26 protein-coding genes are annotated in these 26,225 nt (G+C 62.7%); 16 read left to right on the top strand and 10 right to left on the bottom strand.

Annotated features, from left to right (window positions below):
- Positions 1-110 precede the first annotated feature (110 nt).
- From sigJ to yihA, 3 genes are all read right to left on the bottom strand, one after another.
- Positions 111-1,070, bottom strand: a complete 960-nt coding sequence (gene sigJ / locus RC54_RS00825; protein WP_061790559.1) for an RNA polymerase sigma factor SigJ — start codon at positions 1,068-1,070, stop codon at positions 111-113.
- A 22-nt stretch (positions 1,071-1,092) separates the two neighbouring features.
- On the bottom strand, positions 1,093-2,112 hold the full coding sequence (gene hemB / locus RC54_RS00830) for a porphobilinogen synthase (protein ID WP_061790558.1): 1,020 nt from the start codon (positions 2,110-2,112) through the stop codon (positions 1,093-1,095).
- Positions 2,113-2,404: 292 nt separating this feature from the next.
- Positions 2,405-3,115, bottom strand: a complete 711-nt coding sequence (gene yihA / locus RC54_RS00835) for a ribosome biogenesis GTP-binding protein YihA/YsxC (RefSeq protein WP_044529622.1) — start codon at positions 3,113-3,115, stop codon at positions 2,405-2,407.
- Between the two features lie 205 nt (positions 3,116-3,320).
- Between yihA and RC54_RS00840 the strand changes: the two genes are divergently transcribed.
- From RC54_RS00840 to RC54_RS00865, 6 genes are all read left to right on the top strand, one after another.
- The gene (locus RC54_RS00840) at positions 3,321-3,983 is read left to right on the top strand and encodes a c-type cytochrome (RefSeq protein WP_017453039.1); all 663 of its coding nucleotides are present in this window, start codon (positions 3,321-3,323) and stop codon (positions 3,981-3,983) included.
- Between the two features lie 283 nt (positions 3,984-4,266).
- Positions 4,267-6,420: a cytochrome c biogenesis protein ResB gene (locus RC54_RS00845; protein WP_061790557.1), complete on the top strand. Its 2,154-nt coding sequence runs from the start codon at positions 4,267-4,269 to the stop codon at positions 6,418-6,420.
- A gap of 100 nt (positions 6,421-6,520) precedes the next feature.
- Positions 6,521-7,675, top strand: a complete 1,155-nt coding sequence (ccsB, locus tag RC54_RS00850) for a c-type cytochrome biogenesis protein CcsB (RefSeq protein ID WP_061790556.1) — start codon at positions 6,521-6,523, stop codon at positions 7,673-7,675.
- A gap of 64 nt (positions 7,676-7,739) precedes the next feature.
- On the top strand, positions 7,740-8,387 hold the full coding sequence (locus tag RC54_RS00855) for an HAD family hydrolase (protein ID WP_058893881.1): 648 nt from the start codon (positions 7,740-7,742) through the stop codon (positions 8,385-8,387).
- A gap of 67 nt (positions 8,388-8,454) precedes the next feature.
- On the top strand, positions 8,455-9,045 hold the full coding sequence (locus RC54_RS00860) for a GNAT family N-acetyltransferase (RefSeq protein ID WP_058893882.1): 591 nt from the start codon (positions 8,455-8,457) through the stop codon (positions 9,043-9,045).
- A 439-nt stretch (positions 9,046-9,484) separates the two neighbouring features.
- Positions 9,485-9,739, top strand: a complete 255-nt coding sequence (locus tag RC54_RS00865) for a hypothetical protein (protein ID WP_058893883.1) — start codon at positions 9,485-9,487, stop codon at positions 9,737-9,739.
- 153 nt (positions 9,740-9,892) lie between these two features.
- Here the strand turns inward: RC54_RS00865 and RC54_RS00870 are convergent, their stop codons facing one another.
- The 5 genes from RC54_RS00870 to RC54_RS00890 form a co-directional block, all read right to left on the bottom strand.
- Positions 9,893-10,897 carry an NAD(P)H-dependent glycerol-3-phosphate dehydrogenase gene (locus tag RC54_RS00870; protein ID WP_061790555.1) on the bottom strand — a complete coding sequence of 335 codons (1,005 nt, stop codon included), beginning with the start codon at positions 10,895-10,897 and terminating at the stop codon, positions 9,893-9,895.
- A 40-nt stretch (positions 10,898-10,937) separates the two neighbouring features.
- The gene (locus RC54_RS00875) at positions 10,938-11,387 is read right to left on the bottom strand and encodes an SH3 domain-containing protein (protein ID WP_058893885.1); all 450 of its coding nucleotides are present in this window, start codon (positions 11,385-11,387) and stop codon (positions 10,938-10,940) included.
- Between the two features lie 118 nt (positions 11,388-11,505).
- A complete protein-coding gene (gene secB, locus RC54_RS00880) occupies positions 11,506-12,000 on the bottom strand; it encodes a protein-export chaperone SecB (RefSeq protein WP_044529629.1) in 495 nt (164 codons plus the stop codon).
- A 52-nt stretch (positions 12,001-12,052) separates the two neighbouring features.
- The gene (gene grxC / locus RC54_RS00885) at positions 12,053-12,313 is read right to left on the bottom strand and encodes a glutaredoxin 3 (RefSeq protein ID WP_017453048.1); all 261 of its coding nucleotides are present in this window, start codon (positions 12,311-12,313) and stop codon (positions 12,053-12,055) included.
- Positions 12,310-12,723 (bottom strand): rhodanese-like domain-containing protein, encoded by a 414-nt coding sequence (locus tag RC54_RS00890; protein ID WP_017453049.1) that lies wholly within the window; start codon positions 12,721-12,723, stop codon positions 12,310-12,312. Before RC54_RS00890 ends, grxC begins: the two co-directional genes overlap by 4 nt.
- 154 nt (positions 12,724-12,877) lie before the next feature.
- On the opposite strand from RC54_RS00890, the gene gpmA reads away from it, so the two are divergent.
- The 7 genes from gpmA (at position 12,878) to RC54_RS00925 (ending at position 21,220) form a co-directional block, all read left to right on the top strand.
- Positions 12,878-13,624 carry a 2,3-diphosphoglycerate-dependent phosphoglycerate mutase gene (gene gpmA / locus RC54_RS00895; protein WP_058893886.1) on the top strand — a complete coding sequence of 249 codons (747 nt, stop codon included), beginning with the start codon at positions 12,878-12,880 and terminating at the stop codon, positions 13,622-13,624.
- Between the two features lie 83 nt (positions 13,625-13,707).
- Entirely contained in the window at positions 13,708-15,126 is a 1,419-nt protein-coding gene (locus RC54_RS00900; RefSeq protein ID WP_058893887.1) for a murein hydrolase activator EnvC family protein, read from the top strand.
- Positions 15,127-15,129: 3 nt separating this feature from the next.
- Complete coding sequence (locus RC54_RS00905) at positions 15,130-16,626, top strand: S41 family peptidase (protein WP_061790554.1); 1,497 nt, start codon at positions 15,130-15,132, stop codon at positions 16,624-16,626.
- A 74-nt stretch (positions 16,627-16,700) separates the two neighbouring features.
- Positions 16,701-17,456: a HesA/MoeB/ThiF family protein gene (locus tag RC54_RS00910; RefSeq protein WP_061790553.1), complete on the top strand. Its 756-nt coding sequence runs from the start codon at positions 16,701-16,703 to the stop codon at positions 17,454-17,456.
- Between the two features lie 478 nt (positions 17,457-17,934).
- The gene (gene dksA, locus RC54_RS00915) at positions 17,935-18,420 is read left to right on the top strand and encodes an RNA polymerase-binding protein DksA (protein ID WP_017453054.1); all 486 of its coding nucleotides are present in this window, start codon (positions 17,935-17,937) and stop codon (positions 18,418-18,420) included.
- Positions 18,421-18,565: 145 nt separating this feature from the next.
- Entirely contained in the window at positions 18,566-19,006 is a 441-nt protein-coding gene (locus RC54_RS00920; RefSeq protein ID WP_061790552.1) for a hypothetical protein, read from the top strand.
- Positions 19,007-19,165: 159 nt separating this feature from the next.
- Positions 19,166-21,220: a TonB-dependent receptor gene (locus tag RC54_RS00925; protein ID WP_061790551.1), complete on the top strand. Its 2,055-nt coding sequence runs from the start codon at positions 19,166-19,168 to the stop codon at positions 21,218-21,220.
- A 158-nt stretch (positions 21,221-21,378) separates the two neighbouring features.
- On the opposite strand, the gene RC54_RS00930 is transcribed toward RC54_RS00925, so the two are convergent.
- On the bottom strand, positions 21,379-21,912 hold the full coding sequence (locus RC54_RS00930; protein WP_058893891.1) for a carboxymuconolactone decarboxylase family protein: 534 nt from the start codon (positions 21,910-21,912) through the stop codon (positions 21,379-21,381).
- Positions 21,913-22,080: 168 nt separating this feature from the next.
- On the opposite strand from RC54_RS00930, the gene RC54_RS00935 reads away from it, so the two are divergent.
- Positions 22,081-23,058, top strand: a complete 978-nt coding sequence (locus RC54_RS00935; protein ID WP_058893892.1) for a cupin domain-containing protein — start codon at positions 22,081-22,083, stop codon at positions 23,056-23,058.
- Here RC54_RS00935 and RC54_RS00940 read toward each other — a convergent pair.
- The gene (locus tag RC54_RS00940; protein ID WP_008334229.1) at positions 23,048-23,512 is read right to left on the bottom strand and encodes an Lrp/AsnC ligand binding domain-containing protein; all 465 of its coding nucleotides are present in this window, start codon (positions 23,510-23,512) and stop codon (positions 23,048-23,050) included. The genes RC54_RS00935 and RC54_RS00940 overlap by 11 nt on opposite strands.
- Positions 23,513-23,823: 311 nt before the next feature.
- On the opposite strand from RC54_RS00940, the gene RC54_RS00950 reads away from it, so the two are divergent.
- Together RC54_RS00950 and lhpH are read left to right on the top strand one after the other, a co-directional pair.
- Entirely contained in the window at positions 23,824-24,960 is a 1,137-nt protein-coding gene (locus RC54_RS00950) for a branched-chain amino acid ABC transporter substrate-binding protein (RefSeq protein ID WP_058893894.1), read from the top strand.
- 214 nt (positions 24,961-25,174) lie between these two features.
- Complete coding sequence (lhpH, locus tag RC54_RS00955) at positions 25,175-26,185, top strand: trans-3-hydroxy-L-proline dehydratase (protein ID WP_061790550.1); 1,011 nt, start codon at positions 25,175-25,177, stop codon at positions 26,183-26,185.
- Positions 26,186-26,225 lie beyond the last annotated feature (40 nt).

Consider the following 26,225-nt stretch of genomic DNA (forward strand, 5'->3'; position numbering starts at 1 on the left):
GCTAGGGTGAGGTGACAACGGCGCCAATCGCCGCTGTTCCTCCACTAGACGCAGGGGGATATCCCGTTGTGACAGTGTCGATCAAAAAGAAGTGAAGAAACCTGAAAGAGTCAGGCTTGCGGCGTCTGCTGCGCGATGGCGGCTAGCTTGTCGGGGTTGCGCACTACGTAGATGGCGTGGATGTGCGTGCCGTCGGTTTCCAGCACCTGGGCCGATTCCAGCGCGCCATCGACGTAGCGCAGCAAGCCCGGGCTGCCGTTGATCCAGGCGGCGCGATAGACGATGCGCTGGGCCAAGCGCCGTACGTTGGCGTAGTACAGCCAGGAGATGCGCTCGCCACCGGCCAGTGGATGCGGGAAGGACGCCACCTTGCCGCCGCCGTCGCCTATCAGGCGCGCGTCTTCGGCCAGCAGGCCGAGCATGGCCTCGCGCTGGCCGCTCTGTACGGCGTGCAGGAATTTTTCCAGCAGCAGGGCGTGGGTCTCACGCGTGACCGGGCCGGTGGCGGTGCGCACTGGCTTGCGGCTGGCATCGGTATGCTGTCGTGCCAGCCGTGCGCGGGCGCGATGCACCAGTTGGCGGCAGTTGGCCTCGGACTTTTGCAGGATGGCGGCGATGTCGGGATAGTCGTTGTCGAAAACTTCACGTAGCAGGAAGGCCGCGCGTTCCTCGGGCTTCAGATGCTCCAGTAGCAGCAGGTAGGCGAAGGAAACGTCACTTTGCTGTTCCAACAGGGCTTCCGGGGAGGGGGCGAGCTGCGCCTGGCCGTAGAGGTCGATGTCGGGGCCAGGCTCGGTCAACCCCACCAGCGGTTCCGGCAGCCAGTGGCCGACGTAGTGCTGGCGCTCCTGCTGCAACTGGCGCAGGCGGTCGATGCACAGGCGCGTGACCACCGTCACCAGCCAGGCTTCGGCCGAGGCCAGCGTCTGCCGGTCCTGGGCCTGCCAGCGTAGCCAGGCATCCTGCAGCACGTCTTGCGCATCGCTGCGCGAGGACAACATGCGGTAGGCCACGCCGAACAGGCGTGGCCGTAGCTGCAGGAAGAGGTCGCCATCGAGATCGTCGGTCATCGGCCTGGCGCGTGGAGGGCGATCAGCCTTGCTTGAGCTTGCGCGCGATATCCAGCGCGAAGTAGGTCAGCACGCCATCGGCGCCGGCGCGCTTGAAGGCCATCATGGATTCCATCATGGTCTTGTCATGGTCCAGCCAGCCGTTCTGGGCGGCGGCCTTGATCATGGCGTATTCGCCGCTGACCTGGTAGGCGAAGGTGGGCACGCGGAATTCATCTTTCACGCGGCGCACGATGTCCAGATAGGGCATCCCCGGCTTGACCATCACCATGTCGGCACCTTCTTGCAGGTCCAGCGCCACTTCGCGCAGGGCTTCGTCGCTGTTGGCCGGGTCCATCTGGTAGGTCGACTTGCTGCCCTTGCCCAGGTTGGCGGCCGAGCCGACCGCATCGCGGAAGGGGCCATAGAAGGCCGAGGCGTACTTGGCCGAGTAGGCCATGATGCGGGTGTAGATGTGGCCGTTGGCTTCCAGCATGTCGCGGATGGCGGCGATGCGGCCATCCATCATGTCCGAGGGCGCCACCACGTCCACGCCGGCGTCGGCCTGGGTTTGCGCCTGCTTGACCAGCAGGGTCAGGGTTTCATCGTTGAGGATGTAGCCGGTGTCATCTAGCACGCCATCCTGGCCGTGGCTGGTGTAGGGGTCCAGTGCTACGTCGCACAGGATGCCCAGCTCGGGGAAGCGGTCCTTCAGGGCGCGCACCACCCGCGGCACCAGGCCGTCGGGATTGGTGGCTTCGATGCCATCGGGGGTCTTCAAGGCCGGATCGATCACCGGGAACAGCGCCAGCACCGGCACGCCCAGCTTGACGCATTGCTCGGCCACCGGCAGCAGCGTATCGAGCGACAGGCGTTCCACGCCCGGCAGCGAGGCCACGGGGGTGCGCAGGTTCTGGCCTTCCTGGACGAACACCGGATAGATCAGGTCGGCACTGGTGATGACGTTTTCGGCCATCAGCGCACGCGAGAACGCGTCGCGGCGCATCCGGCGCATACGTAGTGCGGGGTAGCCGGCGTTGGAACTGAAGTCAGTCAAGGACATAGGTAGGCTTTCAAAAAATAGATGTTATTTGAGGCTATCTTGAAATATTTTCGAGACAAATATCGCTATCTTCGGAGATTTGATCATTTTGATTTCAAATCCGCTCAAATTTTCGCGGGATACTTTACCTTAGCGGCGGGTGATTTACTCACCTCCCGCTTCCCCTTCCCTCCCTGAGCGGGGCCGATTGCGCAAGCGAAAGGCGTTCTGCCCCGGAGAATTTCCCTGTTCTCCGGGTTTTTTTTTATTCATGCGTTGTACTCCGTCTGGAAGTTTATTGCCTTGTCGCCGATCAGGCTTGCGGCGTATCGGTGGCAGCGGTGGTCTGGTCTTCTGCATCGCCGGTCAGGCCGGCCAGTTCCAGGATCTTGTCATTGGCTTCTTCCAGGCCGATGCGTTTCAAGGCCGAGAACAGCTGGGCCGTGAACGGGAAGGGCTGGCCATCTGCATCCACATAGCTTTGCAGGAAGGTCTGGGCCTGGCGCAGGGCATTGGTCGATTCATTGCGGTTGAGCTTGTCGGCCTTGCTCAGGATGCAGTGGATGGGTTTGCCGGTGGGGGCGAACCACTCGATCATCTGGATATCGAGATCGGTGAAGGGGCGGCGCGAATCGACGATCATCACCAGCGCCGCCAGTTGCTCGCGCTGGCGCACGTAGTCGCCCAGCAGCGCCTGCCAGTGGTGCTTGGCCGAGCCGGATACTTCCGCATAGCCGTAACCGGGCAAGTCCACCAGCATGGCGCGGATCTCATCGGGACGCGCTTCGTCATTGCGGTGCTGGCCCACATGGGCACCGCCCAGCGAGAAATAATTGATGTGCTGGGTGCGCCCCGGCGTCTTGGAGGCGAAGGCCAGGCGCTTCTGGTTGCACAGTACGTTGATGGCAGAAGACTTGCCGGCGTTGGAACGGCCGGCGAAGGCGATTTCCGGCACACTGGTCTTGGGCAGATCCCGTAGATGATTGACGGTGGTATAGAAACGGGCTTGCCAAAGTTGCGACATGGTGGGGGGAAATCCGAAAGAGGAGGGCAAAAACGCGGAAAAGCTATTGTACAATGGCCCGAAACCCAGCGCCGCGTTGACGCCGAGCAAGCAAAAAATATGGCGACCATTGGAGACAGGTCAAACAACAGGCATTTGGGTAGGGGGCAGCCAGCCGCCGAACGGGCAAAATCTCTCAATTCCACAATAAGTATTAGGGTGACGAATGAACCGTGCCTTTTCCCCACTGTTGTATACCGTTCTTGCTGCCGTGCTGGCAGTGTCCTCGGCGGCTCATGCAGCCGATGACAAGAAAGCTCCGTTCAAGGCCGATCCGGCCAAGGGAGAAGCCCTCTACACCAATGGCGATAGCGCCCGTAACATCGTGGCCTGCGTGTCCTGCCACGGCGCGGCCGGCAATTCGACCATCACCCAGAATCCCAAGCTGTCAGGCCAGCATGAGGCCTATATCGCCAAGCAACTGCTCAACTTCCGCACCCCCGAGCGCAACAACCCGGTGATGACGCCCATGGCCAAGGCCTTGTCGGAAGAAGACATCCACAACCTCGCCGCCTACCTGTCGGCCCAGGAACCCAAGCCGGGTGCGGCCAAGAACAAGGAAACCATCGAGCTGGGCAAGCACATCTGGCGCGCCGGCATCGCCGCCAAGAACGTGCCGGCCTGTGCCGGTTGCCACAGCCCCAACGGCGCTGGCATCCCGGCCCAGTATCCGCGTCTGGCCGGGCAGCACCAGGATTACACGGTGGCCCAACTGACCAATTTCCGCGGCGGTGCCCGTACCAACAGCGTACAGATGACGGCCATTGCCGAACGCCTGTCGGACAAGGAAATCAAGGCCGTGGCTGACTACATCGCCGGCCTGAAGTAAGCAGCGACCGGTCGCATCGCGGCCGGGTCAGTGAGAAGGCGGCCGGCGTGCCGCCTTTTTTCATCAGGATTGACGCACGTCGTGGCGCCCTGGTCGCCCTGGCGGCATGATGTCTCCTCGCCGCGCCACATCAGCGCACCGGCATACCGGGGCTGTACAGGCGCATATCACGGAGTTTTCCCGGGAGCGGTAGAATTCCGGGTTCGCATCGCTTTGCCCACTGGCAAGGCGATCCCCCCCCAGGTAAGCGGAACCGGCAGGCCCGGTCCGGTAAGGCAGGAATATGACGACGGGCAGCAGTACCCAAGGAATCCAGATCAGGACCCGCCAGCGCTGGTTGAGCGAGGCGGTAGAACTGGTTTCATCGATGCGTTTTGCCATCAGCCTGTTGACGCTGATTGCCATCGCTTCGGTGATCGGCACGGTGATGAAGCAGAACGAACCGATGCCCAACTACGTGAACCAGTTCGGTCCGTTCTGGTTCGAGATATTCGGCAAGGTGGGGTTGTACGCGGTCTATTCGGCCTGGTGGTTCCTGTTGATCATGGGCTTCTTGGTGCTGTCGACGTCGCTGTGCATCGCCCGCAACGCGCCCAAGATGCTGCGCGATGTGAAGAGCTGGCGCGACAATGTGCGCGAGCAGTCGTTGCGCAATTTCCACCACAAGCATGAATGGACCACCGCCGAAGCCCCGGCCGAGGCCGCCGCCCGGCTGGCGCGGCAGGTCGCTGCCCGTGGCTACCAGACCAAGCTGGCCGACAAGGACGGCGGCACGCTGCTGGCGGCCAAGCAGGGCGCGGCTAACAAGTGGGGCTATATCTTCGCGCACGCGGCCATCGTCATCATCTGCCTGGGCGGCTTGCTCGATTCGGACTTGCCCATCCGCTTCCAGCAATGGTTCTATGGCAAGTCGGCCTTTGCCGGCAATGGCATCATCTCGGAGATTCCCGAACGCTATCGCCTGGGCCTGAACAATCCCACCTTCCGCGGCAATACCCTGATCCCGGAAGGCGCCAGCAGCAGCACCGCCATCATCCCGCAGAAGGATGGCGTGATGATCCAGGATCTGCCCTTCACCATCCAGTTGAAGCGCTTCATCATCGATTTCTATTCGACCGGGATGCCCAAGCTCTTCGCCAGTGAAGTGGTGGTGCGCGACCATGAGACGGGCAAGGAAACCGCCGCCACCATCAAGGTCAACGAACCGCTGATCTACAAGGGCGTGGCGATCTACCAGTCCAGCTTCGAGGATGGCGGCAGCAAGCTCAAGTTGGTCGGCTATCCGATGCGCGGCGGCACCAACAGCCACTTCGACCTGGCCGGCGAAGTCAACGGCAGCACGCCGCTGCCGGCCGGCATGGGCGACTACACCATCGAATGGAGTGGCTTCCGTCCCTTCAACGTGGAGAACATGCGGGCCCAGGGCGCCGGCTCGACCTCGGGTGATGCGCGGGCGGTCAACGTCGGCAAGAGCGTCAATCGCGGTTTCATCGCCGACCTCGACAAGCACCTCGGTTCCAGCGCCAAGAACGCCAACAGCAAGGATTTCAAGAACGTCGGTCCGAGCGTGCAATACAAGTTGCGCGACAAGACCGGCCAGGCGCGCGAATACTTCAACTACATGCAGTCGCTGCCCATCGATGGCGCCGATGTCTTCCTGGCCGGTGTGCGTGAGCAGCCCGACCAGCCCTTCCGCTACCTGCGCATTCCCGCCGATGACAAGGACAGCGTGGCCGAGTGGATGCGCCTGCGCGCGGCCCTGGCCAATCCGGCCCTGCGCGAGGAAGCGGCGCATCGCTACGCCCAGCAGGCCATCAGCGGGGGGCGCGAGGCGTCGCCGGTGCTGCGCGAGCAATTGCAACAGTCGGCGCTGCGCGGGCTGACCATCTTCGCCGGTGACGGCAAGGTCTCCGGCTATATCGCCGTGACCCGCTTCCTGGAGCAATTGCCCGCCGCCGAGCAGGAAAAGGCGGCCGATATCTTCATGAAGATCCTCAACGGCAGCATGTGGGAACTGTGGCAGGCTGCGCGTGCCCAGGATGGCCTGGCGCCGGTGGCCAGCGACGAAAAGCACGGCCGCTTCTTGCAACTGGCCATCAATGCCCTGGCCGATGCCGCCTTCTACCCGGCGCCGGTATTCCTGCAACTATCAGGCTTCCAGGAGATCAAGGCTTCCGTGCTGCAGGTGACGCGTTCGCCGGGCAAGAAGGTGGTCTATCTGGGGTGCCTGTTCCTGGTGCTGGGTGTGTTCTCGATGCTCTACATTCGCGAGCGTCGCCTGTGGATCTGGATCAAGCCCGCTGCCGATGGCCAGGGCAGCCAGGCGCTCCTGGCCATGAGCACGCAACGCCGCACGCTGGACTTCGACCAGGAATTCGAGCAGATGAAGGCCCGTCTCACCGGCGCCGCAAGTCCCCCCCAGGGCCCGGCGGCATAGCATTGACCATGCCGCCGGCAGATGGCGGTCATTTACCCAGGCAGTTGAGCCAGCGCGTCGCGTTGGCGCAGCGCCCAGGACAGCAGCAGTGGAGAACGCAATGGAATTGACGCAAGCAAACCAGGCCTACGCCGAAGAACAAGGGTTCTTCCGCCGCCTCAGCATCGTGGACTGGATCTACGCCGCCCTGCTGGTGGCGGGCTCGTTGTACGCCTTCGGGCGTTTCGGCAGCTATATGGATTACTACGAGAAGGCGGTGCTGCTGCTGGCGGCCCCCACCTTCGCCTGGCTGGGCTGGCACTGGAAGCCGGTGCGCCTGCTGATGGTGGTGATCGCGGTGCTCTCGCTGGGTGCCATCGCCATGTATGGCGGCGCCCTGGAGCTGGCCGACAAGAAATTCTTCCTCAAGTACATGCTCTCCAGCCAGTCCGCCATCCTCTGGATGAGTGCGCTGTTCTGCCTGTCCACGCTGTTCTACTGGGGCGGCCTGGCCACCACTGCCGGCACCGGCAACGCGATCGGTTCGCGCCTGTGCTGGGCGGCTGTGGTACTGGGGTTCACCGGGCTGATGGTGCGCTGGTACGAGTCCTATCTGATCGGGCCAGACGTGGGGCACATCCCCATTTCCAATTTATATGAAGTTTTCATCCTGTTCTGCCTGATTACGGCGCTTTTTTACCTGTATTACGAACAACGTTACGCAACACGCCAGCTTGGTGCCTTCGTGCTGACCGTGATCACGGCGGCGGTGGGCTTCCTGATGTGGTACACCGTCTCGCGGGATGCGGCCGAGATCCAGCCTCTGGTGCCCGCCCTGCAGAGCTGGTGGATGAAAATCCACGTGCCGGCCAACTTCATCGGTTATGGCACCTTCGCCCTGGCGTCCATGGTGGCGGTGGCCTACCTGCTGCGCGAGCGCGGCATCCTGGCCGATCGCCTGCCCACGCTGGAGGTGCTGGACGACGTGATGTACAAGGCCATTGCGGTGGGCTTTGCCTTCTTCACCATCGCCACCATCCTGGGCGCGCTGTGGGCGGCCGAGGCCTGGGGCGGCTACTGGTCGTGGGACCCGAAGGAAACCTGGGCCCTGATCGTCTGGCTCAACTATGCCGCCTGGCTGCACATGCGCCTCATGAAGGGCTTGCGTGGCCGCACGGCGGCCTGGTGGGCGCTGGTGGGCCTGCTGGTGACCACCTTTGCCTTCCTGGGGGTGAACATGTTCCTCTCCGGCTTGCATTCCTACGGCGAACTTTGACGGCGCAGGCGGCTCCTTGGTCAGGGCGGCCCCGCCACCCTGACCCCGAACCCAAGGAGCAACAATGAGCGAACCCACTATCGCGCCCGCACTGGTCATCTTCGATTGCGACGGCACCCTGGTCGACAGCGAAGTAGTGGCCGCGCGCGCCTGGTCGGAGTATGTGGCCGGCTATGGTGTCACGCTCAGCCCGGCAGAGGCCCTGGCGCGGTTTCGCGGCGTGAGCATGAAGTGGTGCATCTCCCATATCGAACAATTGAGCGGCCAAGTGCTGCCGGCGCATTTCGAGCAGGAATTGCGTGCGCTCATGGGGGGAATGCTGGAGCAGCACCTGCAGCCCATCAACGGCGCCGTGGAGATGGTGGAGCAACTGCGCCTGCCCTTTGCACTGGCCTCCAATGCCCCGCATCACAAAATCGAACTGTGCCTGCGCGTGACCGGCCTGCTGCCGCACTTCGCCGGACGTATCTTCAGCGCCTACGATGTGCAACGCTGGAAACCCGATCCCGCCCTGTTCCTGTTTGCCGCCGAGCGCCTGGGCGTGGACCCGCCACGCTGCGCCGTGGTCGAGGACAGCCTGCCGGGCGTACAGGCCGCTCTGGCGGCGGGCATGAAGGTCATCGCCTTGCAGGAGCATGGCGTGCATCCCGAAATGCCGGCTGGCGTGCCGATCATCACCCGCTTGGCGCAGTTGCATTCGCATTTGGCCTGACCTTGTGGACAGTTCCAGCGGCGCGCAATTTAGGTAAGATCAGTAAGAATCTTCATATCCTGCTCCTATGCTCCGTCCCATCGACCGCGAACGGCAAATCATTTACTGCGACCGCGCCATTGAAGTGCGTCCGCTGGGCCTGCGCGAGGCGCCGGCGCTGTATGACGCGGTGCGCCAGTCGCGCGATGCCATCGGTCAGTGGGAAGCCTGGTGTACCCCGGACTATGGCCTGCTGGACGCCAAGCTGTTCCTGCAGCGCGCCATCGAGCAATGGCAGGTCCACGCGGCCTACGACTTCAACATCATCGATCGCAGCAATGGCCTGGTGATCGGTTCGGTGGCCATCAACCAGGTCAGCCAGTTGAACCAGATGGCCAACCTCGGCTACTGGGTGCGGGAAGGCTATACCGGGCGCGGCATTGCCGCCCTGGCCGCCCGGGCGGCGGCAGCCTTCGCTTTTTCCAGGACCGGCCTGACCCGGCTGGAAATCGTGGCCCAGGCCGGCAACCTGCGCAGCCAGCGTGTCGCCGAGAAGGCCGGCGCCACGCTGGAATGCCTGGCCCGCAATCGGCTGGTGTTCCACGGTGAGCCGCGTGACGCCAAGGTGTTTTCTCTGGTGCCGGCCGATCTGGGGATGGCCGTACCGGTGCACGGATGAGCCTTGTCGCAGGCACTGATAAACATTCCTTGGGGTAAGTTTTTCGTCGTATTTTTGTTGTGAAAAGTGAAGAAAGATACGTTTCGCAACAAATTTTTCTGCGCTTTTTTGTTCCGTAAACCTGCACAATCCAGCGCATTCTGACAGCGCTGTCAGCCTTGATGGACGTGGGTTTGCGCGGTTTTTTGCGTAGCCGCATGGAATTCTTGTGTCGAGGAAATTTGAATTTGGCTGACAAAATACTGACTTTTCGCGTATTCCAAATCGGCGCTCGGGCGTTACATAGCTAAAGCGCTGTCAAGAAACGTAGCGCTTGTGTATCTGGAGCAGTTTCCCGGGATCAAGACTTAGGCAATATCTTTCCGGGCGCTGCGTGTTCTTCCAACAACAACTCGGCAATGGAAGAACGTTGAGCGTCAGCGACGTAAGAGGAAATACGATGCAAGCCATACAACGCAACAAGACCACGAATAACAACCACGCCGGCCGCGCCGCCCAACAATACGTCATGGGCGGGGAAGCCCGCAGTTCCCGCCTGGCCAAGCGCTTCAAGGGCCCCGAGGCCGCGCATCAGGACGACGACTGCAACGCGCGTTACGACAAGATCTCCAAGCAGATGGATGACGCGCTGGAAGGCGGTTCGCCGCAGCGCTTCAAGCGGCCCAAGATGGAAAGTGACATCATCGCCCGCTAATGAACCGCTGTGCGGCCCTGACCCTGAATCAGGCTTAATCATTCCCGAGCGATAAAAAACAGCCGGAGGCGGTTTCGCTCCGGCTGTCGTTTTCTGCAGTGCTGGCTGGATATGAGGTTTGATGAACCTTTGCCGGCGGCGGGCACCTCGCGGCTACAGGCTTTCCTCACGCGCGTCCCGCGCCAGCAGCCTGGCCACCATTTCCTGTACCGACACGCCATCGAACAAGGCTGCCGCCACCGCATCGGTGATGGGCATCTCGATGCCTTTTTCGCGCGCCAGTTCGCGCACGGCCTGCGCGCAGCGCACACCCTCGGCGACGTGACCGAGTTCGGTCACGATATCCTCCAGTTTCTTGTTCTGGGCCAGGCTCAGACCGACCCGCCGGTTGCGTGAGAGGTCGCCGGTGCAGGTCAGGATCAGGTCGCCCACGCCGGACAATCCCATGAAGGTTTCTGCACGTCCGCCCAGCGCCACGCCCAGTCGCGTGATTTCCGCCAGGCCGCGCGTGATCAATGCCGCACGGGCGTTGAGGCCCAGTTGCAGGCCATCGGCCACCCCGGTGGCAATGGCCAGGATGTTCTTGACCGCGCCGCCAATTTCCACCCCCACCAGATCGTCGCTGGAATAGATGCGGATATTGTTGCCATGCACGGCGGTGACCACGCGTTGACACAGGGCCGCGTCGGCGCCGGCGATGGTCAGCGCGCAGGGCAGGCCGCGCGCCACTTCCTGGGCGAAGGAGGGGCCGGAGAGCACACCCGCTGCCAGTTCCGCCCCCAGCACTTCCTGCACCACCTGGTGCGGCAACAGCCGCGTGCCTTCTTCCAGACCCTTGCACAGCCACACCAGGTTGGGGATGGGATAGACGCGCAGATGGCCGGCCAGTTCGCGCAGGCCCGATACCGAGGAGGCGGCAATGAGCAGCGAGTCGGCTGGATCGTCGCAGACATGGCGCACCGCGGCGTCGACATCGGCGCTGACCTTCAACTCCGGCGGCAGTGCGAATCCCGGCAGGTAAAGGCGGTTTTCTTGCTGCTGGTCGGCTTCCTGCATGGCCTGGGCATTGCGCCCCCACAGCACGACCTGGTGCTTGCGCGCCAGCGGGATGGCCAGCGCCGTACCCCATGCGCCGGCGCCCAGAATGGTGATCTTCATGGTTGTCGTTCTTTGCTCAGTCTTGGTCTTGCGGTCTTGCTCAATCGCCCCAGACCTCGCCGGCCTTCACGAAGCCGCTCTGGCCGTCGCGATGGCGCACCTTGACCCAGCCATTGTTGGGGCTTTCCAGCATTTCCAGCAGCACTGACTTGTCGGCCGTGAAGACTACCGGGCTGCCTTCATCGGCGGCGCTGAAGATGCGTGCATTGGCCACCGATACCATCAACATGCGCTTGGGCGTCAAGGCCTTGGAGGAAATCCAGGACAGCGTGCCAGCGGCATCCCGCACCTTGCTCCATTCGCCATAGGTCAGCACTACTTCCACCGGCATCCCACGCGGGGCGACGTAGACGCGGCGGCCCTTTTCGGACGGGGCGTCGTACATGATGGCGGGGGCGGCACCGACCGACTTGAAGTCCAGGGCCAGGGCATCCTTGGCCATGCAGGCGCCCAGCAGGGTGGCGCAAAGAATCAGGGGCAGGCGTTTCATCGTGAAGGTCTCCGCAGAAGGGAAAGCGCCGCAGCGCGGGCTGCGGCGACTTGATGTCGTGCCGGGCGGTCGCAGGGGAGGCGGCCGGCCCGGCAGGCGGACAGAGGGTGAAGCAGGATCAGTTGACGGCGGTGGAGCCGTTGTTGACCAGGGTCGCGCCTTGTTGCTCGGCCAGTGCCTGCAGGCGTTGCTGGTAGAACACCTCGAAGTTGATCTCGGCCAGGTGCACCGGCGGGAAACCGGCGCGGGTGATGGCATCGGCGATGTTGGCGCGCAGGTACGGGTAGATGATGTTGGGGCAGCCGATGCCCAGCAGCGGGTCCAGCTGTTCGGCCGGCACGTTGCGGATCTCGAAGATGCCGGCTTGCTTGCCTTCGACCAGGAAGGCCACCTTGTCGTTGACCTTGGCGGTCACGGTGATGGTCACGGTCGATTCGAACACGCCTTCAGCCAGCGCTTCGGCACCGACGTCCACCGACACTTCGATGGAGGGCGCTTCCTGTTCCAGGAAGATGGCCGGGGAATTGGGCTGTTCCAGCGACAGATCCTTGAGGTACACGCGCTGGATCTGGAAGACGGGTTGCTGTTGGGCTTCTTGGTTCTGTTCCGACATGGATCTCTTTCAGGTTCGGTGAATCGATAAGGGGAAGGTTGCTGAGCCGGCCTTAGGCTTGCAGCAGCGGGTCCAGCTTGCCGGCGCGGTCCAGTGCGCTCAGATCATCGAAGCCGCCGACGTGGGTATCGCCGACATAGATCTGGGGTACGGTGCGGCGGCCGGTCTTTTGCATCATCAGCTCACGCTGCTGAGGGTCGAGGTCCACGCGGATCTTGTCGATCTGCGTGATCCCCTTGCTGGCCAGCAAACGCTCGGCCATCATGCAATACGGGCACACGGCGGTGCAATACATGGTCACCGGGGCGCTCATTTGGCCTCCTTGGTGGTCAGCGGCAGGCCCTGGCCCTGCCAGGCGGCGATGCCACCATGCAAGCCATAGACCTCGGTGAAGCCGGCCTTCTTCAGCGAAGACTCGGCGCGGCTGGCCTGGGTGCCGGTCTGGCAGACCACGATCACCGGACGGCCCTTCAACTTGTCCAGTTCGCCGATGCGCTGCGGCAACTCTTTCAGGGGGATGTTGCGGGCGTCGCGCAGGTGGCCGGCGGCGAACTGTTCGCTGTCGCGCACGTCCAGCACCAGCACCTTGCCCTGGTTGAGCATCTGCGTAGCCTGCAGGAGGCTGAGCTTGTTGCCGCGCTGCTGCAGGTAGGGAACCAGCAACGCACCGCCGGAGACCAAGGCCAGGGCGATCAGGAAAATATTGTCGATGATGAATTTCACGGCAGTCCAATGAGTTTACTGAATCCCGGCATTATAAAATAGAAGCATTCGCGGTTTTCATTTGGACCGAACAGTCTACGGTTTGCGCTTCTTTTCGCGTAGTCCCCCTTGGGGCAGCCGCATTGCTTTATTCATCATCAGAAACTAGTCCGCTATGTACAAAATCGTATTCATGCGCCACGGCGAATCGACCTGGAACCTGGCCAACCGCTTCACCGGCTGGGTCGACGTCGACCTGACCGAGAAGGGCGTGGCCGAAGCCCGCCAAGCCGGCAAGCTGCTCAAGGAAGCCGGTTTTTCGTTCGACCTGGCCTATACCTCGGTGTTGAAGCGCGCCATCCGCACCCTCTGGACCACGCTGGATGAAATGGACCAGATGTACATCCCCATCAAAAACGACTGGCGCCTCAACGAACGCCACTACGGCGCCCTGCAAGGCTTGAACAAGGCCGAAACCGCTGCCCAGTATGGCGACGAGCAGGTGCTGGTCTGGCGCCGCAGCTACGACACCCCGCCCAACCCGCTGACCCCGGGCGAGGAGCGCGATTCCTTCGGTGATGCCCGCTACGCCGGCCTCTCGCGTGAACAGGTGCCGCTGACCGAATGCCTGAAGGATACCGTGGCCCGCGTGCTGCCGGCCTGGAACGACGCCATCGCCCCGGCCATCCGCGCCGGCAAGCAGATCATCGTCTCGGCCCACGGCAACAGCCTGCGTGCCCTGATCAAGTACCTGGACGGTATCAGCGACAACGACATCGTCGGCCTGAACATCCCCAACGGCCAGCCTCTGGTCTATGAATTGGACGCCGACCTCAAGCCCATCAAGAGCTACTACCTGGGCGACCAGTCTGCCATCGAGGCAGCGCTCAAGGCCGTGGCCAACCAAGGGAAGTCGAAATAAAACTGCGTTTTTCCAGCAAGACGCCGGCCGCACAGGCCGCGTCCCTTTCCGGCAAGTGCACACCACCGGCGCGTCCCGGCCTGTTGGCCGACGCGCTGCGGGGCTGTCTGCGCGCGCTTGCAGCCATCGGCGTGGGTTGCCTGCTGTGCGCAGCGGTGCAGGCCCAGCCGATCACCGAGCGCACCAAACAGAAGCAGGCCGCCGAGAAGGAACAGGCCGACCTGCAACAGCGCCTGGCCAATCTCAAGCGCGACATCGACAAGACCGAGACCGCCAAGGACAACGCCGCCGATGCGCTGTCTGCTTCCGAGCAAGCCATCTCCAAAGCCAATCGCTCGCTGCGCGACCTGGCCCAGGAACAGCAGGCCACCGAAGCGCGCCTGGCGCAACTGGTCAAGCAGTTGAATGAATTGACGGCGCTAGTCAACGCTCAGCAGGCGCAGCTCTCCAAGCTGCTGCGCGAGCAGTACGTGGCCGGCAATGAAGACCGCATCAAGCTGCTGCTCTCGGGCGACAATCCCAATCGCATCAACCGCGAGCTGCAGTACATGGGCTATGTCTCGCAAGCCCAGGCCAAGCTGATCGAAACCCTGCGTGCCAACCAGCAGGCGATTCGCGCCAACAAGGCCGACACCCAGAATGCCAAGTTCGAACTGGAAGAAATCGCCCAGGAAGAACTGGAACAGAAAAAGGTGCTGGAGCGCGAAAAGGGCCGTCGCCAGACCCTGTTGTCGCAGCTCTCCACCAAGCTCAATGCCCAGCGCCAGGAAGCCGGCCGCCTGGAACAGGACCAGCAGCGCCTGTCCAGCCTGGTGGACAAGCTGGCGCAGATCATCGAGCAGCAGAAAAAGGCCGAAGCCGAGGCCCGCGAGAAGCGGCGCCAGGAACAATTGGCCAAAGCCAAGGCCGAACGCGAGAAGCGTCTGGCTGAACAGCGGGCCCGCGCCGAAAAGCGCGCCGCCGAAGCGGCCAAGGCCGCCAAGGAAGGCAAGCCAGCGCCCAAGACGCCCGATCCGGCCGACGCCATCGACGATGACGAACCGCCGCAAAGCGCCTCCCTGGGGCGCAACGACACTCTGCCCGAACCGTCGGATAACTTCGGCAAGCCTTTCGCCAGCCTGCGCGGGCAACTGCACTTGCCGGTCAAGGGCGAGCTGGTCTCCAAGTTCGGCAGCCGGCGCGGTGACGGACCGACCAGCCGAGGCCTGTTCATCCGCGCCCAGGAAGGTTCGGAAGTACGGGCGGTGGCCGCCGGTCGGGTGGTCTTTGCGGATTGGTTGCGTGGTTTCGGCAACCTGATCATCGTCGACCACGGCAACCAGTACATGACCATTTATGGTAATAACCAGTCGGTGTTGAAACGCGCCGGTGATCTGGTCAAGGCAGGTGAAACCATCGCCACCGCAGGCAACAGCGGCGGCAACGAGCAATCGGGTTTATACTTTGAAATGCGGTATCAAGGCCGCGCATTCGACCCACTGGGGTGGGTAACTTCTAGGTGACACATGGGCAGCAAACTCAAGAATATCGGTTTGATCGGTTTGGGCATGGTGGCAGGCGCCACCGCGATGATTCAGTTCGACGCCATCGCGCAAAAGAATGCAACGGCGTCGCTGCCCCTGGAGGAGCTGCGGCAGATGGCCGACGTCTTCGGTCTCATCAAGTCGGATTACGTGGAGCCTGTCGATGACAGGAAGCTGCTGACCGAAGCCATTTCCGGCATGGTCGCCTCGCTCGACCCGCACTCCGCCTATCTGGACAAGAAGGCCTACAAGGAACTGCGCGAAGGTACCATGGGCAAGTTCGTGGGCCTGGGCATCGAGGTCGGCATGGAAGATGGCTACGTCAAGGTCATCTCCCCCATCGAGGATTCGCCGGCCTTCCGCGCCGGGATCAAGGCCGGTGACCTGATCACCCGCCTGGACAGCACCCCGGTCAAGGGCCTGACCCTGGATGAAGCCGTCAAGAAGATGCGCGGTGAACCCAATACCAAGATCACCCTGACGATCGCCCGCAAGGATGAAGACAAGCCCATCGTGCTGACCATCACCCGCCAGGAAATCCGCGTCCAGAGCGTCAAGTCCAAGGTGGTCGAGCCCGGCTACGCCTGGCTGCGCGTGACCCAGTTCCAGGAACCGACGGTGGACGACATGTCCAAGAAGCTGGCCGCCATCTATGCCCAGGAACCAAACCTCAAGGGCATCGTGCTGGATCTGCGCAATGACCCGGGCGGCGTGCTGCCGGGCGCCATCGGCGTGGCCGCGGCCTTCCTGCCCAAGGATTCGGTGGTGGTCTCCACCAATGGCCAGCTCCCCAGCTCCAAGCAGACCTTCTACGCCAAGCGTGAGTACTACGCTTCCAACCCGCTGTCGGACCCGCTGTTGCGCCTGCCGGATGCCATCAAGAAGGTGCCGATGGTGGTTCTGATCAACAGCGGCTCGGCCTCGGCTTCCGAAATCGTGGCCGGCGCCCTGCAGGATTACAAGCGCGCCACCATCATGGGCACGCAATCCTTCGGCAAGGGTTCGGTGCAATCGGTGATCGCACTGCCGCCGGAAAAGAACACCGCCGTCAAGCTGACCACCGCGCGCTACTACACGCCCAAGGGCCGTTCCATCCAGGCGCGGGGCATCGTGCCGGACATCATGGTGGACGAATACCCGGACGGCGATGGCTTGAACGGCCTGCGTCTGCGTGAAGCCGATCTTTCCAAGCACCTGACCAACGATACCGACAAGTCCGCCGAGGTCAAGGCGCAATCGATGGACGAACAGTCCGAAGAACGCCTGATCGCCGCCGAGAAGAAGCGCAAGCCCATGGACTTCGGCAGCAAGGATGACTTCCAGCTGATCCAGGCCCTGAATCACCTCAAGGGCCTGCCGGTGAAGGTCTCCAACGCCAAGCCGGAAGTGCGCAACGAAGAAGGCAAGAACAGCGCCCCGGTCAAGGATGAGCGCAAGGACAACAAGGCGCCGGCCGAGAAGATCGACACCACCAAGTAAGTCGCCGCCCCCGGGCAGGCACATCGGGCCGCTACCAAGCGGCCCTTTTTCATGGAATCCAGCCAGGCCTGACAATGGATGACCAACAGTTGCTGCGCTACTCGCGCCACATCCTGCTCGACGATATCGACATCGCCGGTCAGACCCGCTTGCTGCAGTCGCACGCCCTGATCATCGGCGCTGGTGGCCTGGGCTCGCCTGCCGCCATGTACCTGGCCTCGGCCGGGGTCGGGCACATCACCCTGGTGGATCACGACACGGTCGATCTGACCAACCTGCAGCGCCAGATCATGCATACCACCGCCCGTGTGGGCGAACCCAAGGTGGAGTCCGGTCGCCAGGCCCTGCAAGAGATCAATCCCGGCGTGCAGGTCACCACCGTGGCCGAGCGCGTCGAAGGCGCACGCCTGCAAGCTCTGGTGACGCAGGCCGACGTAGTGCTGGACTGCAGTGACAACTTCGCCACCCGCCATGCCGTCAATCGCGCCTGCGTGGCCGCCGGCGTGCCGCTGGTGTCGGGTGCGGCGATCCGGTTCGACGGCCAGGTCAGCGTGTTCGATACGCGCCAGCAAAGCGCACCCTGTTACGCCTGCCTGTTCCCGCCCGAGCGCGAGTTCGAGGAAGTGCAATGTTCCACCATGGGCGTGTTCTCGCCCCTGGTGGGCATCATCGGCACCATGCAGGCCGCCGAAGCCATCAAGCTGCTGGCCGGGATAGGCCGCTCGCTGGCCGGACGCCTGTTGATCCTGGATGCGCGCGAGATGGAATGGACCGCCATAGCCATCGGCCGCGACCGCCAGTGCCCGGTATGCACCCAGCGGCATGACTGAACGCCGTGCGGGAATGCCATGGCACGCATGTCCGCTTCCATCCTGCCCCACTCTTCTGGTATAAACTCGTTTGGATGTTGCAACGCAATTCACAATGGTCACCCTCGAGTCGCCATTGAATTGCTGCGCAGCATCGAGCCAGGCTGATGTCCGGAACGACGATAATTCATAACGCGATCAGCCCGCCCCGCATTGCCCGTCACAGGGGGAGTCATGAACCGCTCCATGAGCTGTACTGCTGCCTGCACGTCGCCGTCCCAGACATGGCCTACAGGGCCGCTGCGCCAAAGGCTTGGCATTGCGAATCGTTGGTGTACAATCCTTGACCGCGAAAAAGCGTGCGCCAACCGCTGCGCTGCGGCCTGGGTAACCGGGCGGGCCAGCCGAACGCGTCAACGTCAATTGAAGAGGTGCCAACGCGGCTAGGGAAGTGGATTCAAAAGCGACCTGTTCCGGCAGCCCAGTATCAGCCGGGATAATGGATATAGTTGAAAAACCCGTAGTATTGAAAGTAAGCGAAGTGGCAACCAAGACTCCCAAAACTACCCCTGCAGCGCAGTTGCTGAGCGAGGAAGAAATCCTCAAGATGGATGAGAAGGACTACATGAACGAAGCGCAGCTCGCTTTCTTCAAGGCCCGTCTCCAGCAACTGGAAAAGGATCTGCTCAAGAACGCGGATGAAACCACCGAACACCTGCGCGAAACCGTGCTGGTGCCGGACCCGGCCGACCGCGCCACCATCGAGGAAGAACATGCTCTGGAATTGCGCACCCGCGACCGCGAGCGCAAGCTGCTCAAGAAGGTGCAGCAATCCATCGTGGCCATCGACAACGGCGAATACGGCTGGTGTGAAGAGACCGGTGAACCGATCGGCATCCCGCGTCTGCTGGCGCGCCCGACCGCGACCCTCTCGCTGGAAGCGCAGCAACGCCGCGAACTGAAGCAAAAGCTCTACGGCGACTGATCTTCGCCGTGCAGATCCAAGCCTGCGCCTCGGGTGCGTGGGCGCAGCGCCGGCAGCCCTGTTGCCGGTGCCGGATCGTTGACCCCGTCATATCGGGCCGGCGCCCCTGGCGCTGCTGTCTGTCGATTCCAAACCGTCCCATTCCATGAACCGTCTGCGTTCCTTGCGTCGTCCCGCCGTCATCGTCTTCCTGGCGATGACGTTGCTGTTTGCGCAGATGCTGGGTTTCGTACACGGCATCGCGCACGCCGGCTGGGTACCCGGGACGCTGCATTCGCTGATCAGTGAGGCGCTCTTCGACGAAACCGAGGATGATCATGCTGCTGCTTCGGTCGCGACCAGCGCTGCACTGGGCAGCGATTCCGGTCGTGACGCCGATGCACATGATCTTCACGACGTCCATGCCCATCATCCACATCACTCCTGCCTGGACTATGACGCCGCCGCGCTGTCGGTAGGCGTGCATTTCGATTTCCCACCCTTGCCGCTGCTGCCCCCGGTGCGCCTGCTGGCCTTGTGGCAGGCCTTCGCCTCCTGGGACGCGCCGCTCAACTGCCATTTTTTCTCGCGCGCCCCGCCGCGCTGAATTCCTTCCTCCCACATTACTGGTTACCGGTTGTCTCTCGCGCATCCGTAGCTGGCCTGGTCGCCAGTTGCGATCGCGTGCCGACGGCCGGTGTATCCGCGCCGCTCCATCCGTCATAGAACAACAGGGGCGGCGCCTCGCGCATAACAAGGAATTCACATGGCATTGCAACGCCAACTCATCGCCTCGGCCGTCCTCACTGCCCTGGCTGCCTGGTCCGTTTCCGCTGCGGCCCAGGTTGCTGATACCGCTGCGGCAGCATCTGCTGCCCCGACCACCCCGGCTACCCAGCCGGCCCTGCAACCCATCGTCGTCACCGCTACTCCCTTCGCCTCGCAAGAAGACGTGCAAGTACTCACCCCGGCCAAGGTCATTGCCGGCGATGAACTGCGCAACAAGCTCGGTAATTCACTGGGCGAGACCCTCAATGGCGAACTGGGCGTATCGGCTTCCGCCTTCGGTGCCGGCGCCTCGCGTCCCATCATCCGTGGCATGGAAGGGCCGCGCGTGATGATCCTGCAAAACGGCATGGGTGTGGCCGATGTCTCCACCGTCTCCAACGACCACGCAGTGGCCACCGAAGCCGCCACCGCGCGCCAGGTCGAAATCCTGCGCGGCCCGGCCACATTGCTGTACGGTTCCGGTGCCATCGGCGGCCTGGTCAACGTGGTCAATGACCGCATTCCCACCGAACTGGTTGGCAAGCCCACCGGCACCGTCGAAGGACGCTACGGCACGGTCGATGGCGAAAAGAACGGCTCTTTCTCGCTCGACACCTCGGCCGGCCAGATCGGCCTGCACCTGGACGGCAACTACCGCGACACCGACAACTACAAGATCCCCGGTAACGCCCGCCAGGCAGACAGCAGCAGTGCCTCCGGTCGCCTGCCCAATTCCTTCACGCACGAGACCAGCCTGGGAGCCGGCATCTCCTACGTCAGCAACTGGGGCTATATCGGCTTGTCAGCAGCCACGCTGGATGACCACTACGGCATTCCCACCGATGAGATGTCCTTCATCGACCTGCACCAGAGCCGCTACGACTTCGATACCGTGGTCAACCGGCCCTTTGCCGGTATCGAGAAATTGCGGGTGCGCATGGGCTATACCGACTACACCCACATCGAGAAGCAGCAGAATGGCACGCCCAATACGGTGTTCTCCAACCGCGCCCTGCAGACCCGCTGGGAGCTGACCCACGCACCGCTGGCCGGCTGGCATGGCACCTTCGGCGTGCAGACCGAGCAGAGCAATTATTCGGCCCTGGCGCCCGATACCGGCGCGGCCGAACTGACCCCGCCGACCCGCTCGAACTCGTTGGCCGGCTTCCTGGTGGAAGAGCGCCAGTTCGGCCAGGTACTGGCCAGCGCCGGCCTGCGGGCCGAAAGCGTGAGCCGCCGCCCGGATAGCGGCAGCGGCCTGCCGGGACGCGACTTCAGCCTGCTGTCCTGGTCCACTGGCGGTCTGTGGGCCTTCCAGCCCGGCTATGGCCTGGGCCTGACCTATTCCTTCGCACAGCGCGCCCCCACCGTGGAAGAGCTGTATTCCAACGGCCCGCATGAATCGACTTCGACCTTCGATATCGGCGATCAGCAATTGAAGAAGGAAACTTCACACAACGTCGAATTGAGCCTGCAGAAAACCGAGGGACTGGTGCGCTGGAAGGGCAACGTGTTCCGCAACAAGGTCAATAACTTCATCTACGGCCGTACCAACGGCCAAGTCGACAGCAGTGGGGCGGCCGACCCCAACGGCGAATTCACCCAGCGCTTCTGGTCGCAGGGCGATGCCACCATCCGTGGCGTGGAAGCCGAAGTCACCTACAACTGGAACGGCGAAGGCCTCTCCGGGCGTGTCTTTGCCGACACCTCGCGCGGCACGCTGGAAAACCTGGGCAACCTGCCGCTGCAACCGGCCACCCGCTACGGCATTGAACTGGGCTACAAGACCGGCCCCTGGGCCAGCGGCGTGAAACTCTTGCGCGCGCAGAAGCAGGACCGCCTGGCCTCCTTCGAAACCTACGAAACCCCGTCCTATACCCAGCTCGACGCCAACCTGTCCTATACCCAGCGCATCAATGGCGCCAAGCTGACCTGGTTCGCCCTGGCGCGCAACCTGCTCAACCAGGACATCCGCCTGTCCACCTCGGTGCTGCGCGAGTCGGTGCCGCTGGGTGGCCGCAACTTCATCGTGGGGGTGCGCACGAGCTTCTGATTTCTGAGGATAGGTCACAACGGTGCCTGCCAGCCGCAGTGGGCAGGCGTCATCGAGTGCCAGCGGGAGACTGCGCCTCCCGCCAGCGCGGCTTGCCCGGCCGTCTCCGCAAGGAGGCTGCCGGGCTTTTTTTGCCGCACCTGGCCGCTACTTGCGCCTTACGGAGCGGGCGGGAAGTCCAGTACTGTATCGTTCACACGGTTGAACAGATTGGTGAAGGTAATGGCCGTTACTGCCAGCAGGGTATCGACGATCTGGGCATCGCTGTACACCGCGCGCACGCGCTCCACCACGCTGGCTTCCACGGTGCCGCTGGTACCGACCAACTGACGAACGAAATCGGCCAGCACGTCCAGCTTGTCGTCGCCCGATGCCTGGCCGTGGCGCACACCGTCGATAGCCTGGGCCGACAGGCCGACCTTCTTGCCCATCAGCGCATGGGCTGCCAGGCAATAGTCACAACCAGCCCTTTGGCTCACGGCCAGCTTGATGGCTTCGATTTCCTTGGCCGACAGGCTGCTCTTGCGCAGCGCGCCATCCAACTGCAGCGCCGACTCCAGCGCCACCGGGCTCAGACTGCCGATGCCGGCATAAGCATTGGGCACCATGCCGATGGCCGACTTGATGGCGGCAAACAGTTGTGCGGCCTGGCCGCTGGCTTGGCTGACGGGGGTGGTGTTCAAACGGGACATGGTCATTCTCCTTGGTGAGGGTTAGCGCCTGGGCCTTGGCGGGATTGCCGTGGTGGCCGTGTTGCGCATGGGTGTACTTTAGGCGCGCTCGATGAAATTATGAATGCTTGAAAATGGCTTAAAATTGCTCAAAAAGCTCACTTCAAGAAAACTGTTCAAGGAAGCCCGATGGATGCCCTCAGCCGTCTCTTGTCCCTGCATCCGGTGCGCGCCGGCCTGGATATCCGTTGTCGCTTCGGCCAGCCCTGGCATCTGCCGCACCCGGCCCTGCCCGAGGGGGTGGCGCCGTATCACTTCATCCTGGAGGGGCAGGCGCAATTGCAACTGGCCCAGGGCGAGCCACTGGCGCTGCAGGCGGGCGACCTGGTCGTCCTCACGCGTGGTGCTGCCCACGGCATCTTCACTGCGCCCGCCGCGCAGGCCATCGCGCCGCGCCAGGGCGTGACTGCCGCGCCGGTGCAGCTGCATGTCAACGATGACCAGGGCGGAGGGGCTCAGCCGCTATCCGATTTCCTCTGTGGACAATTTCATTTTGATGCCCCGCATTCCAATGCCCTGGTACAGGCCTTGCCCGAGGTGCTGCTGGTGCGTGGCGCCGAGCTGCCCGATGGCGATGGCCTGCGCACGCTGGCTGCTTTGTTGCGCAACGAATGCGGCGGTGCCGATGGGCGTGGAGAGTTACGAGCCGGTGCCCAGGCGGTGGTAGCCGCCTTGGCGGCGGCCCTGTTCGGATTGGCCATCCGTGCCTGGCTGGCCCAGGGTGGCCCGCAGCCGGGTTTGCTGGCGTTGCTGGCCCATCCCGTATTGCAGGAGGCGCTGCAGGCGATGCTGGAAGCCCCGCACGAAGATTGGTCGCTGCCACGCCTGGCAGCGTTGTGCCACATGTCGCGTGCTACCTTCGTGCGGCGTTTCCAGGAAGTGGGAGGCGCGACCCCGGGCGAGGTTGTGCAGCAACTGCGCATGAGCCAGGCGGCGCGCTTTTTGAGCTATAGCAAAATGTCCACGGCGCAGATCGGAGAAGCTGTGGGCTACCAGTCGGAGGCGGCCTTCAATCGCGTCTTCAAGAAATTCAGCGGGATGGGGCCGGGCGCTTACCGGCGCAAGATGAGGGGCGCGCAAGCGCTGCAAGGAGCGATCAGCGAATAGGCAGGCGGATGGTGTTCTTCACTTCTTCCATCACTGCATAGGTATGGGTCTCGCGCACGCCCTTGAGTTGCAGCAGCGACTTGCCCAGAAATTCACGATAGGCGTTCATGTCCTTGACCCGCGACTTGACCAGGTAATCGAAGCCTCCCGCCACCATGTGGCACTCCATGATCTCGGGAATGCTCTGCACGCTCTTCTTGAATTCGGCGAAGACATCTGGTGTGGTGCGGTCCAGCACCACCTCGATGAAGACCAGTAGCGACACATCCAGCAGTTCAGGATTGAGTTGCGCCGCGTAGCCCAGGATGTAGCCAGCCTCCTGCAGCTTGCGCACCCGTTCCAGGCAGGCGGCCGGCGACAGGTTCACGCGGGCAGCCAGATCGACGTTGCTGATGCGGCCATCGTTTTGCAGCTCCGCCAGAATTTTCTTGCTGATCTTGTCGAGTCCGGCCATGGTTTCTGAACTTTATTCAGTGAAAAAAATATAGAGAAAATTTTATTCTGATTATAAAGGTAATAAACGCGCCTAATATCAAGGAAGAGTCAATAGAATCCTCCCTCATAAAAAATATAACGTAGTGCGGGCATGAAGCGGAGTTCACCTGAAGTTCACTCTGCTTCTGCGCGGATGACAGCAGCATCTCGTCAGCAATGCAATGCACGCCCCGGCCCACAAGGCGGGGGTGGCGCAAATCCTGCTTTTCCAGCGTTTTCAAATGCAATCACCAACCGCAGTCTGACTTTCTAGAAGAGAGGAAACACCCCATGTTCAAGCGCGTCTCCGGACTCAACATCATCGCCGCCTCGCTGGCGCTGATCCCCGCCTTCGCCATGGCGCAGGAAACCCAGGTCGTCAAGATCGGTTTCTCCAGCCCGCTGACCGGGCCGCAGGCATCGGCCGGCAAGGATAACCAGGGCGGCCTGATGATGGCAGTCGAGCGTCTGAATGCGCAACCCATTACCGTGGGCGGCAAGAAGATCAAGTTCGAAGTCCTCGCCGAAGATGACCAGGCCGATCCCAAGCAGGGCGTGGCCGTGGCACAGAAGCTGGCCGACCAGGGCGTCAAGGCCATCGTCGGTCCCTACAATTCGGGTGTGACCATCCCCGCCTCGCGCGTCTATAACGATGCCGGCATCGTGGTGGCCACCGTGGCCTCCAACCCCAAGATCACTCAGCAAGGTTTCGCCACCCTGTTCCGCGTGGCCGCCAGCGATAGCCAACTGGGCGGCAAGATGGCCCTGTACGCGGCCAAGGAGCTCAAGCTCAAACGCGTGGCCGTGATCGATGACCGCACCGCCTATGGCCAGGGCCTGGCCGAGGAATTCGCCAAGGTCGCCAAGGCCAACGGCATCGAAGTGGTCAGCAAGGACTTCACCAACGACAAGGCCACCGACTTCACCGCCATCCTGACCTCGATCAAGAGCAAGAAGCCCGACGCCGTGTTCCTGGGCGGTTACGCCCCGCAAGGCGGCCCGATCAAGCGCCAGATGAAGCAACTGGGGATCGACGTGCCCTTGATGGGCGGCGACGGCATCTGTTCGCCGGAAATGGGGCGCCTGGGTGGTGACGCCATCGGCGAAAGCGTCTACTGTACCCAGGGCGGCACCATGCTGGACAAAGCCAAGGAAGGCAAGGTCTTCTCCGACGACTACCAGAAGAAGTACAACCGTCCTGCCGAAACCTATGCAGTTTCCTTCTATGACGGCATGATGTTGATCGCCCAGGCCATGAAGCAGGCCAACTCGGTCGAGCCCAAGGCCTTCGGCCCGGCCCTGGCCAAGATCAACTACAAGGGCGTGGCCGGTCAGTATGACTTCGACGCCAACCACGACCTCAAGCAGTCGCCGGTGACGGTATATCGCTTCAAGGATGGCCTGCCGGTCCCCCTGAGCAGCTACTGAACGTTCCTTCACCAGGCTTGAACCTGTGCCGCCCGCTGCTGCGGGCGGCACGCCAGGCCTCCAGCCCAGCTCCGGTTCCAATATGCAGTTTTCGCTTCCCGCCGGTCCCAGCCGGCTCGGGAACGGTTTGTCGTACCCGCGTGCAGCGTCCATACTGGAGCCGGCGGACTTAACCTAGCCTTGGCGCACCGGCAGCACACCCGGAAGGAAGACCATGCTCAGCTATACCCGTACCGTCCAGACCATCGATGCCCATACCGGCGGCGAACCGCTGCGTATCGTGGTCTCCGGCCTGCCCAAGATCCCCGCCGGCACTATCCTCGAACAACGCGTCTGGCTACGCGAACATCGCGACGACCTGCGCTGTTTTCTGATGAACGAACCGCGCGGCCACGCCGACATGTATGGCGCCTACCTGCTGCCACCGGTGACGGCAGGGGCCGACTTCGGCGTCATCTTCATCCACAACGAGGGCTACAGCGACATGTGCGGTCACGGCATCATCGCCCTGGGCAAGGTGCTGGTGGAGATGGGCTATGTCGAACGCACGCAGCCGCACACGCGCATCTGCTTCGATGCGCCGGCCGGCTTCATCGAAGCCTTCGTCGAATGGGATGGCGTGCGTGCCGGCAAGGTCAGCTTCAACAACGTCCCGGCCTTCATCTATCGCCGTGACGTCGAGGTCGACACCCCCGGCTTTGGCAAGATCATCGGTGACATCGTCTTCGGCGGCGCCTTCTACTACTACATCAACGCCGCCCAGGCCGGCCTGAGCGTCAAGCCCGAACTGGTGCGCCAGCTGATCCAGCTGGGGGCCGAGACCAAGGCCGCCGTGATGGCCCAGGTGGCCATCGCCCATCCGCTGGAGCCGGGCCTCAATACGCTCTACGGCACCATCATCGACAGCGAACCCAATTTCCCCGGCGCCGACCAATCCAATGTCTGCATCTTCGCCGACCGCGAAGTGGACCGCTCGCCCACCGGCACCGGCACCTCCGGGCGTGCCGCCCAGTTGTTCCTGCGCGGCCGACTAGCGTTGAACCAGACCTACGTCAACGGCAGCATCGTCGGCAGCAACTTCGGCGTGCGGGTGACCGGTACCACCCAGGTCGGCCCCTTTGATGGCGCGCTCACCGAAGTCAGCGGTCACGCCCATATCATGAGTACCAACCAGTGGGTGCTGGAAGACTCCGATCCCTTTCCGACCGGTTTCTTCCTGCGCTGATGCGAGCGCACCCGCCTGTCATTGCCTGACCTCTCCACAG

Source organism: Herbaspirillum rubrisubalbicans (genome assembly GCF_003719195.1).
Lineage (GTDB): Bacteria > Pseudomonadota > Gammaproteobacteria > Burkholderiales > Burkholderiaceae_D > Herbaspirillum > Herbaspirillum rubrisubalbicans.

What these genes read in the sequence shown, in the direction of transcription:
- sigJ (WP_061790559.1), bottom strand. Translation starts at nt 1,070, where the DNA reads ATGACCGACGATCTCGATGGCGACCTCTTCCTGCAGCTACGGCCACGC.
- hemB (WP_061790558.1), bottom strand. Translation starts at nt 2,112, where the DNA reads ATGTCCTTGACTGACTTCAGTTCCAACGCCGGCTACCCCGCACTACGT.
- yihA (WP_044529622.1), bottom strand. Translation starts at nt 3,115, where the DNA reads ATGTCGCAACTTTGGCAAGCCCGTTTCTATACCACCGTCAATCATCTA.
- RC54_RS00840 (WP_017453039.1), top strand. Translation starts at nt 3,321, where the DNA reads ATGAACCGTGCCTTTTCCCCACTGTTGTATACCGTTCTTGCTGCCGTG.
- RC54_RS00845 (WP_061790557.1), top strand. Translation starts at nt 4,267, where the DNA reads ATGACGACGGGCAGCAGTACCCAAGGAATCCAGATCAGGACCCGCCAG.
- ccsB (WP_061790556.1), top strand. Translation starts at nt 6,521, where the DNA reads ATGGAATTGACGCAAGCAAACCAGGCCTACGCCGAAGAACAAGGGTTC.
- RC54_RS00855 (WP_058893881.1), top strand. Translation starts at nt 7,740, where the DNA reads ATGAGCGAACCCACTATCGCGCCCGCACTGGTCATCTTCGATTGCGAC.
- RC54_RS00860 (WP_058893882.1), top strand. Translation starts at nt 8,455, where the DNA reads ATGCTCCGTCCCATCGACCGCGAACGGCAAATCATTTACTGCGACCGC.
- RC54_RS00865 (WP_058893883.1), top strand. Translation starts at nt 9,485, where the DNA reads ATGCAAGCCATACAACGCAACAAGACCACGAATAACAACCACGCCGGC.
- RC54_RS00870 (WP_061790555.1), bottom strand. Translation starts at nt 10,897, where the DNA reads ATGAAGATCACCATTCTGGGCGCCGGCGCATGGGGTACGGCGCTGGCC.
- RC54_RS00875 (WP_058893885.1), bottom strand. Translation starts at nt 11,387, where the DNA reads ATGAAACGCCTGCCCCTGATTCTTTGCGCCACCCTGCTGGGCGCCTGC.
- secB (WP_044529629.1), bottom strand. Translation starts at nt 12,000, where the DNA reads ATGTCGGAACAGAACCAAGAAGCCCAACAGCAACCCGTCTTCCAGATC.
- grxC (WP_017453048.1), bottom strand. Translation starts at nt 12,313, where the DNA reads ATGAGCGCCCCGGTGACCATGTATTGCACCGCCGTGTGCCCGTATTGC.
- gpmA (WP_058893886.1), top strand. Translation starts at nt 12,878, where the DNA reads ATGTACAAAATCGTATTCATGCGCCACGGCGAATCGACCTGGAACCTG.
- RC54_RS00905 (WP_061790554.1), top strand. Translation starts at nt 15,130, where the DNA reads ATGGGCAGCAAACTCAAGAATATCGGTTTGATCGGTTTGGGCATGGTG.
- RC54_RS00910 (WP_061790553.1), top strand. Translation starts at nt 16,701, where the DNA reads ATGGATGACCAACAGTTGCTGCGCTACTCGCGCCACATCCTGCTCGAC.
- dksA (WP_017453054.1), top strand. Translation starts at nt 17,935, where the DNA reads ATGGATATAGTTGAAAAACCCGTAGTATTGAAAGTAAGCGAAGTGGCA.
- RC54_RS00920 (WP_061790552.1), top strand. Translation starts at nt 18,566, where the DNA reads ATGAACCGTCTGCGTTCCTTGCGTCGTCCCGCCGTCATCGTCTTCCTG.
- RC54_RS00925 (WP_061790551.1), top strand. Translation starts at nt 19,166, where the DNA reads ATGGCATTGCAACGCCAACTCATCGCCTCGGCCGTCCTCACTGCCCTG.
- RC54_RS00930 (WP_058893891.1), bottom strand. Translation starts at nt 21,912, where the DNA reads ATGTCCCGTTTGAACACCACCCCCGTCAGCCAAGCCAGCGGCCAGGCC.
- RC54_RS00935 (WP_058893892.1), top strand. Translation starts at nt 22,081, where the DNA reads ATGGATGCCCTCAGCCGTCTCTTGTCCCTGCATCCGGTGCGCGCCGGC.
- RC54_RS00940 (WP_008334229.1), bottom strand. Translation starts at nt 23,512, where the DNA reads ATGGCCGGACTCGACAAGATCAGCAAGAAAATTCTGGCGGAGCTGCAA.
- RC54_RS00950 (WP_058893894.1), top strand. Translation starts at nt 23,824, where the DNA reads ATGTTCAAGCGCGTCTCCGGACTCAACATCATCGCCGCCTCGCTGGCG.
- lhpH (WP_061790550.1), top strand. Translation starts at nt 25,175, where the DNA reads ATGCTCAGCTATACCCGTACCGTCCAGACCATCGATGCCCATACCGGC.